The following is a 15,632-nucleotide window of genomic DNA, read 5'->3' as shown; positions in this document are numbered from 1 at the left end:
GCGTGAACTGCAAGTAACGACGTTCTCCAGCATAGATCATCTATTGCGATTCTGTTTGGAGGTGGGGAGTGGGGAGTGGGATGGATAGACTTTGTTCAAGTCACGGGCTGCATGTCAAAGAACGTTTCACAGAGTTTTAGTCCGACTTCGTTCATTCGACGCTGGAGATTGTCTAAAAATTCGTGCAGTCCCGATTCCATCACATCGTCGATCGTTAAATAATCTAAATCGGCTCTGAGCTTTCCTAAACTCCGTTCGACTCCAGTGTTCCAAGTGCCTTCTGGCGTTCCCGTAATTTGATGCAACGATCGTTCAGTTTGTCGAATACAATAGCGAATCGATCGAGGAAATTCTCGATCGAGGACTAAAAATTCTGCCACGGACTTGGGTGTAATTCGATGCGCTCCACGCTTGCGGTACATCTCGTAGGCACTGGTCGATCGCAGTAGTGCAATCCACTGCAACTGATCCAAAGTTGTGCCCACATCTTTCACTGATGGCAGCAGAATAAAGTACTTCACATCGACAATTCGACTCGTTTTATCAGCCCGTTCGAGCCAGCGTCCCATCAATCCAAAGTGCCAGCCTTCGTTATGAGTCATCGTTGCACTCGCGACTCCAGCGAACAAATGACTCGCTAGTTTCACCTCGCTGAAAAAGGTTTGGAAATTCAGAGATTGATCGTTTGCGGCATCATTGACGAAATGATAAAAAGCATTAATTTGTTGCCACATCTCAGAAGAAATAATTTCGCGGACCGATCGAGCATTTTCCCGCGCTGCATTCAGACAAGAAATAATCGAATTTGAATAACCTCGATCGAACGTGAGAAATCGAATTACATTCTCTGCATTCGCTTCCCCGTATCGTTCTTCAAAGAGGTGGAGATCGCCTGTGGTCATGACTAACGGTTTCCACTGCTGCGAAACCCCGATCGGAGAATCCAACAGTAAAGTCAAATTCACATCGACAAATCGAGCAATGTTTTCTGCCCGCTCGACATATCGATTCATCCAGTAGATCGAATCTGCTACTCGGCTCAACATAGTTCTACGCCCTCAACTCACAACCCAAGTATCTTTATAGCCACCACCCTGCGAAGAATTCACCACCAGAGAACCCCGCTTTAACGCCACACGAGTCAATCCACCCGGAGTTACATAGATATCTTCGCCAAACAAGATATAAGGACGCAGATCCACATGACAGCCCTCAAATTCATCACCCATCAAAGCTGGAACTCGCGACAAACATAAGGTTGGTTGAGCAATATAGTTCCGAGGAGCCGCTTTAATTTTTGCTGCAAATGCTTCCCGTTCTGCTTGCGTCGATTGTGTTCCGATTAACATTCCATAGCCACCCGATTCATTCGCAGCTTTCACGACTAACTTATCCAAGTTTGCCAGCACGTGATCTAACTGCGATGGCTCCCAGCAAAGATAAGTCGGCACATTGGAAAGAATTGCATCTTCGCCCAGATAGTACCGAATCATTTCTGGAACATAAGCATAGATCACTTTATCGTCTGCGACTCCCGTTCCAAGAGCATTCGCAAGACCGAGACGACCCGATCGATAAACTTCCATCAGTCCCGGAATTCCCAACAGCGAATCAGGACGGAACACTAATGGATCAATAAACTCATCATCAATCCGTCGATAAATCACATCTACCCGCTTCAAGCCTTTGGTGGTTCGCATCTGAAGATAGCCATCCGATACGACCAAATCCCGACCTTCGACCAATTCCACGCCCATCTGTTGAGCCAGATAGGAATGTTCAAAATATGCAGAGTTATAAATTCCAGGTGTGAGTAAAACAACCGTTGGATCATCAATGTAATCTGGCGCAAGATTGAGCAAAGTTTCGAGCAACTGACTTGGATATTCCTCGACAGGCTGAATCTGCATTCGATCGAAGACCAGCGGCAACGTACTTTTCATAATCCGCCGACCTTCTAGGACATACGAAACCCCCGAAGGACAACGCAAATTATCTTCGAGGACATACCACTGCCCATCTCGATCGCGTACCAGATCCATCCCGCTAATGTGCGACCAAATTCCTTTCGGTGGCTTGAGATCCTTACACGCCTTGAGAAATCCTTTCGACGAATACAGAATATCCGCTGGAATCACGCCATCGCGCACGATCTTTTGATCGCCGTACACATCCGCTAAAAAATGGTTCAGCGCTAGAATTCGCTGCTTCAGTCCTTTCTCCAAACTTTGCCATTCTGAAGCCGCGATCGTTCTTGGCAAAATATCAAACGGGAAAATCTTTTCCGTCCCTTGACTATCGCTATAAACGTTGAACGTAACTCCCATCTTGAATAGAGCAATCTGAGCGGCTTGCTGTCGATGCTGAATTTCTTCGATCGACAACGAATTGATCCGCTCAATCAATGGAGCCACTTCTGAACGAGGCGATCCCGGTGCATCGAACAGTTCATCGTAAAAGTGCCCTGGATCATAGTTTGCTAACTTCACGCCAATCACCTACACGAGCTACCTGATTAATAGGATTGACTGAACTTCTTAAGCTGTAAAGCTGAATACGAAATTTGTCATCAGCGTAATCAAGAAATATGACAAAACTGTTCGATTGACGAATGATCGTTGCAAGGTAAAAAAGTGGAGTTCTGCCGAAGGCGATGACTTATGTAGCGGATTTGGGACAAGGACAATCGTTATCGATCGATAATATCGGCGCTCAAACCACAATTGCTTGGGAAACGAAAAGCGCGGGACAACAACAAAGCCAGCAGATGAGTTTGTCGCTCGGTAAATGGTCAGCTTCTCCGATCGTGTATCGCGTACAACATGGATTCGTGTTGCAGATTGAGTCGAATCACCGTCCTTATTACGTTCGGCTGCAATCAAACAGTATTAGCTTACTGAGTGAGGTTCCTTTGATGCTTGGTGCAGAAGAGGTTCCCCTCCGATATGTCGCTTCTTCTAGCGCCAAGATGCCAGAAATGAAGCCTCTAGAGCCGCTACGAATGGGGAATATGTCGATGCGGATGGAGCCAATGGAGATGAGCATGGGCAGCATGAATTTCTCGACTTCTAGCAGTTCGGCTCCGCATTTTTGTACTCAGTGTGGCGCGAAAGTGAAAGACAGCGATCGATTTTGTTCTCAGTGCGGAACAAAGTTGACCTGATCCTCTACGGCAGCCAAGGATATTTCCGAAAATCGGGTTTACGTTTTTCTAAAAACGCTTGTTTCCCTTCAGAGCCTTCTTCGGTCATGTAGTAAAGCATCGTGGCGTTTCCAGCGAGTTCTTGTAATCCCGCTTGTCCGTCACAGTCTGCATTCAGAGCCGCTTTGAGACAGCGAATCGCGATCGGGCTTTTTTCTAAAATTTCTTGTGCCCACTGAATGCCCTCGGCTTCGAGTCGATCGATCGGAACTACAGTGTTGACTAATCCCATATCCAAAGCTTCTTGAGCGTTGTACTGACGACAGAGATACCAGATTTCACGGGCTTTCTTTTGTCCCACAATTCGCGCCATATAACTCGCGCCAAATCCCCCGTCAAAGCTTCCCACTTTCGGTCCAGTTTGTCCGAAAATCGCGTTATCAGCCGCGATCGTCAAATCACACAAGAGATGCAAAACGTGACCCCCTCCGATCGCATATCCCGCTACGAGCGCAATAATCGCTTTAGGCATCGATCGGATTAATCGCTGCAAATCCAGAACATTCAATCTCGGAACACCTGCCTCATCGACGTATCCCGCATGACCTCGAACGCTTTGATCGCCGCCAGAACAGAACGCATATTTGCCATCCGTATGCGGTCCTGCACCTGTGAATAAGATCACTCCAATCCGGCTATCTTCACGTGCATTCGCAAACGCATCATAAAGCTCTACGATCGTTTTGGGACGAAAAGCATTTCGCTTGTGGGGACGATTGATTGTAATTTTAGCGATGCCATCAGCTTTGTGATACAGAATGTCTTCGTAGTCTTTTACGGTTGTCCAATCGATTGTCATAGTGAATTCGCAAAGTGTTTTAGATTCGTTTTGCGCCAGTTGGCATCAAAGGCGCGATCGGTCTTGAGTTCCAGCACTCGAATGCCAGTCGTGGGAAGAGGATTGATGCGATCGCGCAATTGCTCCCAGGTTTCAATGATTTCATGTTTGACATCATAAGTCTGACAAAGTTTGGAAAAATCGATGTTCTGAGGAGTCGCAAAGAATTCCTCAAAAGGCGGATCGAAAGGTGCGATCGGTAACATACCGAAAATTCCGCCACCGTTGTTGTTGATGAGAACGATCGTTAAATGTCCTTGGAAATGCGATCGGATTAAAAATCCATTCGTGTCATGTAACAGCGAAAGATCTCCGGTAAGCATGACTGCCTGTTGATGATGTGCAATTCCTAAAGCTGTGGAAAGTGTGCCATCAATGCCATTCGCACCTCGATTAAAAAAGGGTTGTACTTTTAAATTTCCAGGCTTCCAGAAAAATTCGGCATCTCTTACAGGCATACTACTCGCAATGAATAATGAAGTTTCAGGCGGAAGAAATTGAGACAAAATCCAAGCTGCTTTTCCTTCAAATAATGCGGTTTCTTGAGCCAGAGTTTGATCGATCGTCTGTCGGACTTTCGATTCTGCATGGAGCCAATCTTTCAGAAAATCAGCGGGTGGCAATGTGAGAAAACAATTGAGAGACTCAACTGCGATCGGAATATGCACCGTTTTGCTATGAACCGGATCAAGACTACGATCGCTTGGATCAATGACAAATTGCATCGGCTGAATTGCATCCAACCACAAGCGAACTTCCTTACTGGTCGGCATTTCACCGACTCTTAGAACAATTTCAGGAGCCAGTTTCTCGGCAGCTTCTTTGTTTCGCAGAATCGTGTCATACGTCGAAACTAGATAAGGATTGAGACTGGAATAATTTCGCAAGGGAGAGAGTGCTTCAGCCAATATAGGCAAGGAAAGCGATCGAGATAAATGTGCGATCGCTTCACAATACCGTTTCGGATCTTTTGGCTGTGCACTTCCGGCAATAATTACCCCTCGTCGCTCCTCAAACGAGGAAAATAATCGACTCACGGCAAGCTGTTGATCAATCTCCCAACCCGAAACATCGAAATGCTCAAAGAAATCATCGGGCAACTGATTCGGCATTCCAGATTGTTCAATGGGTGCTAACGGTTCACGAAACGGCAAATTCAAATGCACTACACCCGGAATCGGATATTGTGTCTGCTGCATTGCATTCATGATTGTCTGACGCAAATACCGCAGCATTGATAGTTCTGTTGAAGGAATTGCAATCTCGCTGTAGAAGTTCACATACGAGCCGAATAACTTTTGTTGATCGATCGCTTGTCCCGCATTGCAATTTCTCAATTCTGGCGGGCGATCTGCGGTGAGAATTAACAATGGCACTCGACTTTCTCGCGCTTCGATCACTGCGGGAAAAAAGTTTGCTCCAGCCGATCCAGAGGTACAGACTAAAACGACGGGATTATGAGTTCTTCGAGCAATTCCAAGCGCGAAAAAAGATGCCGATCGCTCATCTAAAATAGGAATCGCTTCGATCTCTGGATGACGCGCAAACGCGACCGTTAACGGAGTCGATCGAGAACCGGGACAGACGATCGCAGTTTTCAAGCCCGATCGCGCTAAGGTTTCCACCAGCACCGAAGCCCAGAGCGTATTCACATTCCGAAAATCTAAGTTCATTGTCGCGATTCAACAAAGGCTTTGTGTTCAGGCGATCGAATCCCTTCCTGAACGGTTTCTAAGACTGCAATCATGTTGTCATTCAACAACGCATTCACATTCAGCCACAGTCCAGGAAAGACATTAGAGCGAATAATCCCTGCTTCATCTGGCTGCATCAATTGATATTCCCCTTCGACCAATTGAAACCAATCAATGCGTTTCTCATAAGAGAGCCAGATGATGTATTCCTGCACTCCGTTGCGTCGATATACTCGTTTTTTCTCTCCGCTATCGATCGCTGCGCTACTGGCTGCCACTTCAACAACTAATTCCGGTGATCCTGCCAAATAACCATCTGAAGTAATCGCAACTCGTCCACCAAATTTTTGTTCAATAAACAGAACTAAATCCGGTTGAGGTTCATTATCCGAATCTAATCGCAACGTCGGAGCATCGCCCAAACGACATCCAGGAGTAAATGTCCGGTAGATAGTTAACCAACCGTTAAGATTACTATGCGGTTCAGCATGAAACTCAAAGCGTAAGGGAGAAGCCACGTAAACAATTCCTTCAATCAGTTCAGCTTTTTTGACGTGAGGATCAGCAGCATATCGATGCTCGAACTCTCGACGAGATAGACGATCGCCACTTTGCAACGGTGGAATTTTGCTTAAAGGAGTGTTCATACGATGGCATTCAGTAAAGCTTTCAGTTTGAGTTGAACTTCAGCGAATTCCTTCTCTGGATCTGATCCTGACACAATTCCCGCGCCTGCGAAGAGTCGAGCATGATTTCCTTGGAGAATTGCCGATCGAATCCCCACTGCAAATTCGCCGTTGCCCTGATAATCCATCCAGCCAATCGGAGCCGCATACCACGATCGCTCAAACGCTTCAAACGATCGAAGATGTTCACAAGCGATCGACTTGGGCGCACCTGCGACAGCGGGAGTGGGATGAAGTTCTGCTACTGCATCGAGTAGATGTAAATCGGATTGAATCGTAGCTCGAATTGGAGTTTGCAGGTGTTGAATATTCGGGAGTTGGAGCAATCGAGCAGGGGAAAATTGTGGCGTGAGATTCAGATTTCTCAAGTGTTGCGCGATCGAATCGACGACGACTTGATGCTCGTGTTTTTCTTTTTGAGCGTTGAGTAAAGTTGCTGCGAGTCGGGCATCTTCGGAGCGGGTTTTTCCACGAGGAACCGAGCCTGCCAAAGCTTCGGTGAATAATCGATCGTGCTGGATTCTGACTAATCTTTCTGGACTTGCACCAATGAAAGTCGCATTTTTCCCGTTACTTGCAGAGAAAACATAACAGTTGGGATAGCGCGATCGTAGATTACTCAGTGATGAAACGAGATTAAACGGTAACGGTGAAGTGACTTCTAAAGCATCAGCTAAAACAATTTTATTAAAACGCTCTTGTTGAATCAGCTTTAATGCTGCGGTGACGGATTTTTGATAATGACCGGAATGTGAAACGGATTGCTGTTTGAAAAATGGTTTTGGTGTGTCGATCGCCAATCGAATCACGTTGTGTTTTATCGATCGAATTTTCTGAATCGTTTGTAGTGTTTCATCTACAGTCGTTTTGATATCGGAATCGTGAGTGATTTTTAGATTTGCCACGATCGTCGATCGATCTTCTGCGCGTGAAATTTGCCATGAGGGAAGAAACGCACGAGCCGCAGGAAATAGAGGATCTGTTGTCCGATCGAAAAAAGAAAAGTTACAAAAAAAATGCGCTCCAGAGAACTGAGTATCGAGCGCTCCAATTTGGTGAGTTTTAGCGATCGTGGATTGAATTTGGGTTTTGAGATCAGTAAAGCGATCGCGTCCCTTTGCCTGAAACTCTAAGGTTGTATCGAATGCTAAAACAGCTTGATCGTTCTCAAAATAGAAATGAGTTTGATTCGATTTAACAAACGACTCTAAAACCGCTAACAAATCAATCTCTTCAACGGAGATAGAAATACTAGCGATACAGTAATCAATGGTTTCAGAAATAGATTGTTTACACCTGAGAAGAAATTGGTAGAGATCTTGAGAATCAAGCTGTGACTGAGGCTGATACTGGATCGCAGGCATAACAATCGTTCCAAACGTCGGCAACCATTAGCCGATCTTAAAACACGAGGGGATCTGGTCTTTGTGATTTGTAATATCAATTAAAAAAACGTGAATTCTAGGAATTATGGATCAACTCCGGAATCGTGGCTCGATCGCTGACGACTTTCAATCGAAACGAATCCGGCGGCACAAACGTAATTCCCCGCCGCGCAGGACGAACGGCTCGATCGAGATTCGTTTCAAACTCATACCAAGACAGCACCGTTGCCAAGACCAACTTCATCTCAAACAACGACAACGCCATTCCAACACAACTCCGACTGCCCCCACCAAACGGCAAATATTCATACGCCGAAAACTTCCGATCCAAAAAGCGCTCTGGCTCAAACTGATCCGCCTGCTCATACGTTTTCGCCCGTCGATGCGCCAAATAAATACACGGAATCAAAATCGTTCCAGGCTGGTATGTATAACCCTCGATCTCGATCGTGCGCTTCACCTTACGCGGCTGAGAAATTAATGCGATCGGATAAACTCGCAACGCTTCCTTACAAACTGCGGTCAAATACGGAGCCTGTGAAAGTGCCACGGGATCAGGATTTTCGCCCAATTGATCCAGTTCTTGCCGCAATCGATCGAGCGATTCCCGATGTCGATGCAACCAATAAAACGCCCAAGTCAATCCCGATGCCGTCGTTTCATGTCCCAACAGCAACAACGTCATTAACTGATCGCGCAATTCCTGATCGCTCATCGATTCGCCTTGTTCATCTCGCGCCATCATCAGCACCGAGAGAATATCCGTCCGATTTTGCAGCGATTGAGAGCGTCGATCGTGAATTTCCGCAAAAATCAACTCATCGATCTGCGCCATCTGTTCTAGAAACTGTCCCCAAGGACTCCATCGCCCCAAATTCTGCTGAAGCATCGGGAAAAAGAACTGCGTCGAATATAGCGGCGATGTGATCGCTTCTAAGAGTTCCGCTAATAGCTGTTTTAATCGCTCGTATCGAACCCCTGGAACCAATCCAAACACGACTTGGAGAATCACTTGCAGCGAAATTTCGGACATTTCCGATCGAACTGCGATCGCATCTCCGACATTCCACTCAATCATCCGCTTCTGCGTCAACTGACAAATCAAATGCCCCTGACTATGCAACTGTTCCCGATGCAAAGCAGGCATCAACAATTGTCGCTGTCTCTGATGTCTTGCACCTTCCTGCATAATCAGCGACTCATTGCCCACGAGTGGACGAAACACATGAGTCACTTTGCCAAATTCAAACGCATCCGCAAGCGTTGTAAATACGGCTTGAATCGCATCGGGATCGCTAAGAAACACAACAGGCGGAGAATTCAGCCCCAAAACTCGCGTCGTAAACGTATCGCCATACTGAGCAGAAGTCCGATCGAAAAATGCGATCGGATCAGCCACAAGCGACAGAGTTTGAACGAGAGCAGGAGAACGCAAACCGGGCGGTAACATCATCGAATCAGCAATACACACTATCTCTAGTGTAGAGAATTCAGATTTCCCGATGTGCGAAGTTTCAAATTCTTCAAACGATCGCGCCCAGAAATTACCGTTTCGCTTCTGGCAGAATCAGCATCGCATCGCCGAAAGAATAGAACCGATACTCATTCTCGATCGCTTCTTGATACAAAGCTAACAGTCGCTCTCGTCCAATTAAGGCACTCACAAGCATTAACAAACTGGACTTTGGTAGATGGAAATTCGTGACCATGCCATCCACGGTTTTCCATTCATAACCGGGATAGATAAAAAGATTTGTCTTCCCGCAGAACGGTTCAAGTTGACCCGATTGAGATGCACCTTCCAGCGATCGAACAACGGTCGTTCCCACCGCGATCACTCTTCCGCCTTTTGCTTTCGTTTCTCGAATCTTTTCGACTGTTTCAGGCGAAACTTCGATCCATTCCCCGTGCATTTGGTGTTGAGTAATATCTTCGACTTCCACTGGGCGGAAAGTGCCAACGCCAACGTGCAGGGTGATAAAAGCTCGATCGATGCCTTTTTGGTCTAAGCGCTCTAACAGTTCAGGCGTAAAGTGTAAGCCTGCGGTCGGAGCAGCCACAGCACCTATACGATCGGCATAAACGGTTTGATAGCGATCGGGTTCTGCTTCGGTTTCGTGAATATAGGGCGGGAGCGGCACTTCACCGAAATGATCAATCACTTCTAAGAGCGATCGACCATTTGAGGCTTCAAACTGAAGAATCCTGCCGCGTGTCTCTGGATCACTCGCAAGAATGGCTGCTTTGAGTTCTACCTCAGTTTCAGCTTGCGGCTTAAACACAATTTGATTTCCAGGCTTGAGTCGTCTTCCGGGTTTAACCAAAGCCAACCACTGATTTTGTTGATGTTCTTCGAGCAAGAGGATTTCAACTTCGGTTCCGGTCGTTTTGTGACCATGAAGCCTTGCAGGAATGACTTGCGTATTATTTAACACAAGCAAATCTCCAGGTCGAAGAATTTCGTCCAGCTCTCGGAAGACTTGATGATGATGTTGCGTTTGAGTTTCAATCACCAGCAGACGAGCACTATCCCTTGGTGTAGCGGGATTTTGAGCGATCCGGTCTTCAGGTAAATGATAGTCATAAGCCGAAAGGAGTTGATCAGCTTCCACGGTCTTAGCCCTATGGGTCGTTACAGGTGAGTGGTTAGTATTTTCGGATAATTTCGATCGATATAATTAAATAATTTTTAAATTGGGTGAGATTCCCTAACCAATATCGGGGGCTTTTCCCCTATTGAAAGGTGATTTCCTGTTCCACAATAGTAGATGAAAGAAAGTAGCATTTGCTGGGTCTGTGTTCTATGGAATATCTCTACTGCCTTGCGAATGCCAGTCTAACCCTGAGAATTGTGGAACACTTGCACCAATCGAAGCAACTCCCGCTCAGCTTCGTGACTGTCATTCATCAAATCGATGGTTGGATTGTGCGTGTGAAATTGTCTCGTCCGGTGGATGCCCACACGGAAGGGGATTTCAAGGCGTTTCTCAATGAGTTGGGCATTCCGTTCTGTCCGAATATTCGGATTCAGATGGTGCTGTGGGGATTGGAAACAGGACAGTCTCCGATCGAGGTGATGCAGCGCTATCAAGTGGCAGTTGTTTCTCATGGTAGTCCCGATCGAGAAGAGATCGAGGAGTTCCGTAAGCAGTTTGTTCAGGGTTTGGGATACTGTCCCGAAACGCTGGCTTAACAGAAAGCATTGTCAATGTAGTTTTGGAGTGAGAACTGATTTTTGGTGAGGTGGGGGGAAGTCGCCAGAGTGGGCGGGTTTCCCCTTTTTTCTGTGTAGCAAATTTTTGTATAGCGAACAAGGGCAACATCGAATCGACAAGGAAATCCTGCAAGTTCAGGATGTTTTTGGAGAAATAACTGAGCGGCGATTACTAATTTTCTCTGTTTCGTGGGCGTAATCGCCAAAGCGCCATCATTGTCCCAATTGCCACGACTGCGAGTTTTAACTTCAACGAATACGATCGTTGAATCGGCGGTTTTCACAACGAGATCGAGTTCTCCCGATCGACAACTCCACTGGCGAGCAAGTACGATCGCGCCTTGAGCTTGTAGCCAGTCTGCGACAAAGGTTTCACCCAATGTTCCGAGATCAGATGTCGAATTCGGCAGATCCACAGGTACGATTTAAAACAGTTCTCTTACAACGTTCCCCGATTGTTCGGATGAGTTTTATGAAAGGCTTCGTTTGCTCAGTCCTTATTTTGTTCGCGTCTTGGATGATGTTCGCCTCGCCTGTTTTGGCTTTAGATTACAACCGAGAATCGCTGATTGGTCGAGATTTCTCCGGTCAGGATCTCACCGACTCAGAGTTCACCAAAGCGAATATGCGCGACAGTAATTTGAGTCACGCCAATCTTAAAGGGGTGCGATTTTTTGCGACCAATTTGGAAAGCGCGAATTTAGAAGGGGCGGATTTGACGAACAGTACGCTGGATGCGGCGCGGTTGACTCGTGCAAACCTGAAGAATGCCAATCTAGAAGGGGCATTTGCGGCGAATGCGAAATTTGAAGGAGCCACGATCGAGGGTGCAGATTTTACCGATGTGGAACTTCGCCCGGATGTTCAAAAAATGCTCTGTAATGTGGCAAAAGGAACAAATCCAACGACCGGACGCGAGACCCGTGAAACGCTGTACTGCGATTAAACTATGCTGATCCTGCTTGCTGAGGACGATCCAGCCCAGTCTGAACCGCTTCAAACTGCATTGACCAAAGCGGGTCACGTGGTCGATGTGGTTGAAGATGGAGATACGGCACTTTGGTTAACAACCACGAAAGCGTATGATTTGCTGATTCTCGATTGGATGTTGCCGAAACTCAGCGGAGTGGTAGTCTGTCAAAGATATCGGCAAGCAGGAAAAACGGCTCCAGTCTTGATGTTGACGGCAAAAGATACGACCGTCGATAAAGTCACCGGACTCGATGCGGGTGCGGATGATTATTTGGTTAAGCCGATCGATATTATTGAACTCCTGGCACGAGTCAGAGCTTTAGGACGACGCTCACCTTTATGGCAAGGTGAGACGTTACAGTTAGGGAGCTTACAGTTACATCTGACGAATTTAACGATCGAGCGAAATCAAGCGACGGTTCAACTCTCTGGACGAGAATTTCAACTGATGGAATTTCTCATGCGTCACCCGCGCCAAGTGCTGTCTCATGACCAGATCGAACAAGCGTTGTGGGGTTGGGGTAGTGAACCCGAAAGTAATGCTGTGACGACTTTAGTTCGCAGATTGCGTCAGAGATTAGAAACTGTCAGTGCCAAAGACTGGCTCGAAACAGTGTATGGGATTGGGTATCGCTTGAATGCGCTGGAGTAGGAAAGGTGTTCGATCGAAGTCGGCGAAATTTAGCGTATTGGTTCGCGGCTTCGATGGGCGGAATTCTGCTCACTTTTGCAGGAGTCGGTTACGGCTTCATTGTGCAGACTCAACTGAAAAATTTTGATGATCTACTGTACAGGCGCAGTCGGCTTCTCATCGGGGTTCAACCTGCCATTCCTGGAGTGATGCCAACGATGCCGATCGATTTAACTTATGCTCGCTGGTATCGCGTCGATCGACAACGCATCAAATATATCGGTTCAGCCGGATCGAATTATCTAGCCGGAACGATCGGGTTTGAAACGATCGAGAACCTAAGACAGCTAACGTTGCCGATTCAGAGACAAAATCAAACCATTGGATATCTCCAAGTTGCAGCACCTCTAAATCCGTTGCAACAGAGCTTAGAGCAAGTGCGATTCGTGCTGTTAATCGGAGTGCCCGTTACGATCGCATTAATCGGCGTTACAGGCTGGATTTTGGGTGGAATTGCGATGCAGCCTTCAAGACGCGCTTATGCTCAACTTCAAAGGTTTACAGCCGATGCGTCTCATGAACTTCGTGCGCCGATTGCCGCCGTATTAAGCAATGCTCAAGTGGGATTGATGCCACCCGAAGATCAGCAAGAACAGCACGATCGATTAGAACGCATTGTAGAGATTGCAAAATCGATGAGTGCGTTGGTGACAAATTTGCTTTGGTTAGCTCGCGAAGAACTCGATCGCACTCGGTTTCAGACAGTCGATTTAGTGCAGTTAATTCGAGGTTTGGACTATCCAGACGATCGCGCTTTTACACTGTCACTTCCTGATCATCCAGTCCCAATCGAAGCTGATCCTGAACTGATTCGACAAGCCGTTTTTAATCTACTTAGCAATGCGTTTAAGTACACTCCAAATGCTGGAACAGTCCGTCTTGAATTGATTAGCAAGCAAACTGCAATTATTCGAGTGATTGATACTGGCATTGGCATTCCTCCCGAAGACTTGCCACATATCTTTGAGCGGTTTTACCGAGTAGACACGGCACGATCGAAACAAACAGGCGGATTCGGATTAGGTTTAGCGATCGTGCAGCAAATTGTCCAAGCACATCAAGGACAGGTGACAGTCACGAGTCAGCCTGGGACAGGTTCAACCTTCCAAATTGAATTGCCCCTGAAAGCCGCACGAAGTAAGGCATGACATTTTGTTGTCATTTTCTTTTTCCACACTGGGGATAGCTCAGAAAACTCCTCACACATTCCTGGAACCCTAGAAATGGCTTCTAATCGCTTCTTAAAATCTTCGTTAGCTTCTCTCTCTCTGGTGTCGATCGGGGCTGTCAGTGCTTTAGTCGGAACGCAAATTCCCTCAACTCAATTCCAACCACCTGCGATCGCACAAGTTTCAAATCGATCAATCAATGATGAGAACTTTGTCTCAGCAGCGGTCGATCGGACAGGTCCTTCCGTTGTCCGAATCAATGCCACTCGTGAACGTGTGACTTCGAGAGGCGGACAAGTTCAGCAAGGAACCGGATCAGGATTCATTCTGCGATCGAACGGTCTGATCGTCACGAATGCTCACGTGGTTTCTGGAGCCAGTCGCGTTAGCGTCACCCTCAAAGACGGTCGAGAATACACCGGACGAGTTTTGGGAGCCGATCGCCAAAATGATGTCGCGGTTGTGAAAATCGAGGCGAACAATTTACCCGCTGTTACACTGGGAAACTCAGATCAACTGCGACCGGGAGAATGGGCGATCGCCATTGGCAACCCGCTCGGACTCGATAACACGGTCACGGTTGGAATCGTTAGCGGCACAGCGCGATCGGCAAGAGCATTCGGCTTAAGAGGCTCACAACCGTTTGTTCAAACCGACGCTGCGATTAACCCTGGAAACTCTGGCGGTCCCTTACTCAACCAACGCGGAGAAGTAATTGGCATCAACACCGCCATCATTCGAGGCGCACAAGGAATCGGATTTGCAATTCCGATCAACCAAGCCACACAAATCGCGAATCGGTTAACGGCTCAAGCGGGCGTTTAAAGCACTTGAGAAGCCCGGTCACACGCTAAAATATGGACGTTATTTACAAGGATTCACCGTGGTAGAGCGTCCTATTAAAAAGTCTGAGCGCCAAGAAATCAGCGCAGCAGACCCAACTGCAACATCTTCCGATCAGCCTTCAACTTCTGAGGGTGCCGCTCTTCCAGATGGAATGAAGTCTACTTCGCCTCGTCCTGTGAAGAAAGGCGATGCTCCGAGATCGAGCGAAAGATCCAACGAAAAGCGTGGGAAGAAGAACGATCGCGGTGGCAAAAAATCAGAGAAAGTTGATGCGCCTCCAGTCAATCCCGCATTGATGCGAGGACCCAGACCGCCAAAACCCTCTGCGGCGTTGCCCGAACCTGAAGCGCCCGCTGAAACAGAGTCATCTGAGGCTGAGAGCGAGTCGTAGTCCATCTAGGTTAAGAACTTGTACGCTTGCTGTCCCGTCTAGAGTAATTTCTAGGCGGGATTGTATTAGATACAGCGATCGCTTCAACAAACCCAGTGTTTTATGAAGTAAACCCAGCGATCGCTTCAACAAACCCAGTGTTTTATGAAGTAAATACAGCGATCGCTTCAACAAACCCAGTGTTTTATGAAGCAAACTCAGCGATCGCTTTAACAAACCCAGTGTTTCGTGAAGTAAACCCAGCGATCGCTTTAACAAACCCAGTGTTTCGTGAAGTAAACTCAGCGATCGCTTCAACAAACCCAGTATTTATGCAAACGAAGTCCACCGTTGTAGATTTAATAAGCCTGGCGAATGGAATTCGCCAAGGCATTCGTAGCAGACATTTTTCACCCTGGTATAAGAGGGTGTTTGAGAAGTAATCGTTGATCGCATTCACCCGCCCGGAAATGAATCTCCGGGCTAATCGGGGAAGCCCACTAAACTGGGCTAAGAACTCCGCATTACGCTCCCAGCCCGCTTCAGCGGGGTTTCTTCCATTAGC

General features: G+C 47.1%; 17 protein-coding genes. 7 read left to right on the top strand and 10 right to left on the bottom strand.

What is annotated here, in order from left to right:
* Positions 1-95 precede the first annotated feature (95 nt).
* Positions 96-1,046, bottom strand: coding sequence for an alpha-E domain-containing protein (locus ACQ4M5_RS12250; RefSeq protein WP_430675897.1), 951 nt, complete (start codon positions 1,044-1,046; stop codon positions 96-98).
* A 12-nt stretch (positions 1,047-1,058) separates the two neighbouring features.
* On the bottom strand, positions 1,059-2,489 hold the full coding sequence (locus ACQ4M5_RS12245) for a circularly permuted type 2 ATP-grasp protein (protein WP_430675896.1): 1,431 nt from the start codon (positions 2,487-2,489) through the stop codon (positions 1,059-1,061).
* A gap of 164 nt (positions 2,490-2,653) precedes the next feature.
* Here ACQ4M5_RS12245 and ACQ4M5_RS12240 point away from each other — a divergent pair, with 164 nt between their 5' ends.
* Positions 2,654-3,163 carry a zinc ribbon domain-containing protein gene (locus ACQ4M5_RS12240; RefSeq protein WP_430675895.1) on the top strand — a complete coding sequence of 170 codons (510 nt, stop codon included), beginning with the start codon at positions 2,654-2,656 and terminating at the stop codon, positions 3,161-3,163.
* A 4-nt stretch (positions 3,164-3,167) separates the two neighbouring features.
* Here ACQ4M5_RS12240 and menB read toward each other — a convergent pair whose 3' ends face one another.
* The 6 genes from menB to queA form a co-directional block, all read right to left on the bottom strand.
* The gene (gene menB, locus ACQ4M5_RS12235) at positions 3,168-4,001 is read right to left on the bottom strand and encodes a 1,4-dihydroxy-2-naphthoyl-CoA synthase (RefSeq protein ID WP_430675894.1); all 834 of its coding nucleotides are present in this window, start codon (positions 3,999-4,001) and stop codon (positions 3,168-3,170) included.
* Positions 3,998-5,713 carry a 2-succinyl-5-enolpyruvyl-6-hydroxy-3-cyclohexene-1-carboxylic-acid synthase gene (menD, locus tag ACQ4M5_RS12230; RefSeq protein WP_430675893.1) on the bottom strand — a complete coding sequence of 572 codons (1,716 nt, stop codon included), beginning with the start codon at positions 5,711-5,713 and terminating at the stop codon, positions 3,998-4,000. The genes menB and menD overlap by 4 nt, the downstream gene beginning before the upstream one ends.
* Complete coding sequence (locus tag ACQ4M5_RS12225; RefSeq protein ID WP_430675892.1) at positions 5,710-6,381, bottom strand: Uma2 family endonuclease; 672 nt, start codon at positions 6,379-6,381, stop codon at positions 5,710-5,712. The genes menD and ACQ4M5_RS12225 overlap by 4 nt, the downstream gene beginning before the upstream one ends.
* Positions 6,378-7,784 (bottom strand): isochorismate synthase, encoded by a 1,407-nt coding sequence (locus ACQ4M5_RS12220; protein WP_430675891.1) that lies wholly within the window; start codon positions 7,782-7,784, stop codon positions 6,378-6,380. Before ACQ4M5_RS12220 ends, ACQ4M5_RS12225 begins: the two co-directional genes overlap by 4 nt.
* Positions 7,785-7,881: 97 nt before the next feature.
* On the bottom strand, positions 7,882-9,258 hold the full coding sequence (locus ACQ4M5_RS12215; protein WP_430675890.1) for a cytochrome P450: 1,377 nt from the start codon (positions 9,256-9,258) through the stop codon (positions 7,882-7,884).
* Positions 9,259-9,349: 91 nt separating this feature from the next.
* Entirely contained in the window at positions 9,350-10,417 is a 1,068-nt protein-coding gene (gene queA / locus ACQ4M5_RS12210; RefSeq protein ID WP_430675889.1) for a tRNA preQ1(34) S-adenosylmethionine ribosyltransferase-isomerase QueA, read from the bottom strand.
* Between the two features lie 191 nt (positions 10,418-10,608).
* Here queA and ACQ4M5_RS12205 point away from each other — a divergent pair, with 191 nt between their 5' ends.
* Entirely contained in the window at positions 10,609-10,998 is a 390-nt protein-coding gene (locus ACQ4M5_RS12205) for a hypothetical protein (protein ID WP_430675888.1), read from the top strand.
* Here ACQ4M5_RS12205 and ACQ4M5_RS12200 read toward each other — a convergent pair.
* The gene (locus tag ACQ4M5_RS12200; RefSeq protein WP_430675887.1) at positions 10,995-11,435 is read right to left on the bottom strand and encodes a YraN family protein; all 441 of its coding nucleotides are present in this window, start codon (positions 11,433-11,435) and stop codon (positions 10,995-10,997) included. The two genes, ACQ4M5_RS12205 and ACQ4M5_RS12200, sit on opposite strands and share 4 nt — an antisense overlap.
* A 56-nt stretch (positions 11,436-11,491) precedes the next feature.
* On the opposite strand from ACQ4M5_RS12200, the gene ACQ4M5_RS12195 reads away from it, so the two are divergent.
* The 5 genes from ACQ4M5_RS12195 (at position 11,492) to ACQ4M5_RS12175 (ending at position 15,088) form a co-directional block, all read left to right on the top strand.
* Positions 11,492-11,965 carry a pentapeptide repeat-containing protein gene (locus ACQ4M5_RS12195; protein WP_430675886.1) on the top strand — a complete coding sequence of 158 codons (474 nt, stop codon included), beginning with the start codon at positions 11,492-11,494 and terminating at the stop codon, positions 11,963-11,965.
* A 3-nt stretch (positions 11,966-11,968) separates the two neighbouring features.
* Positions 11,969-12,643, top strand: coding sequence for a two-component system response regulator RppA (rppA, locus tag ACQ4M5_RS12190; RefSeq protein ID WP_430675885.1), 675 nt, complete (start codon positions 11,969-11,971; stop codon positions 12,641-12,643).
* Between the two features lie 5 nt (positions 12,644-12,648).
* Positions 12,649-13,830 (top strand): sensor histidine kinase, encoded by a 1,182-nt coding sequence (locus ACQ4M5_RS12185; protein ID WP_430675884.1) that lies wholly within the window; start codon positions 12,649-12,651, stop codon positions 13,828-13,830.
* A 75-nt stretch (positions 13,831-13,905) separates the two neighbouring features.
* Positions 13,906-14,676, top strand: a complete 771-nt coding sequence (locus ACQ4M5_RS12180; protein ID WP_430675883.1) for a trypsin-like peptidase domain-containing protein — start codon at positions 13,906-13,908, stop codon at positions 14,674-14,676.
* Between the two features lie 58 nt (positions 14,677-14,734).
* Positions 14,735-15,088, top strand: coding sequence for a hypothetical protein (locus tag ACQ4M5_RS12175; protein WP_430675882.1), 354 nt, complete (start codon positions 14,735-14,737; stop codon positions 15,086-15,088).
* Here the strand turns inward: ACQ4M5_RS12175 and ACQ4M5_RS12170 are convergent.
* Entirely contained in the window at positions 15,062-15,388 is a 327-nt protein-coding gene (locus ACQ4M5_RS12170; RefSeq protein ID WP_430675881.1) for a hypothetical protein, read from the bottom strand. The genes ACQ4M5_RS12175 and ACQ4M5_RS12170 overlap by 27 nt on opposite strands.
* Positions 15,389-15,632: the final 244 nt, after the last annotated feature.

Source organism: Leptolyngbya sp. AN10, assembly GCF_050565645.1.
Classification (GTDB): domain Bacteria; phylum Cyanobacteriota; class Cyanobacteriia; order Leptolyngbyales; family Leptolyngbyaceae; genus Leptolyngbya.
This window is presented reverse-complemented; position numbering and strand designations above follow the sequence as displayed.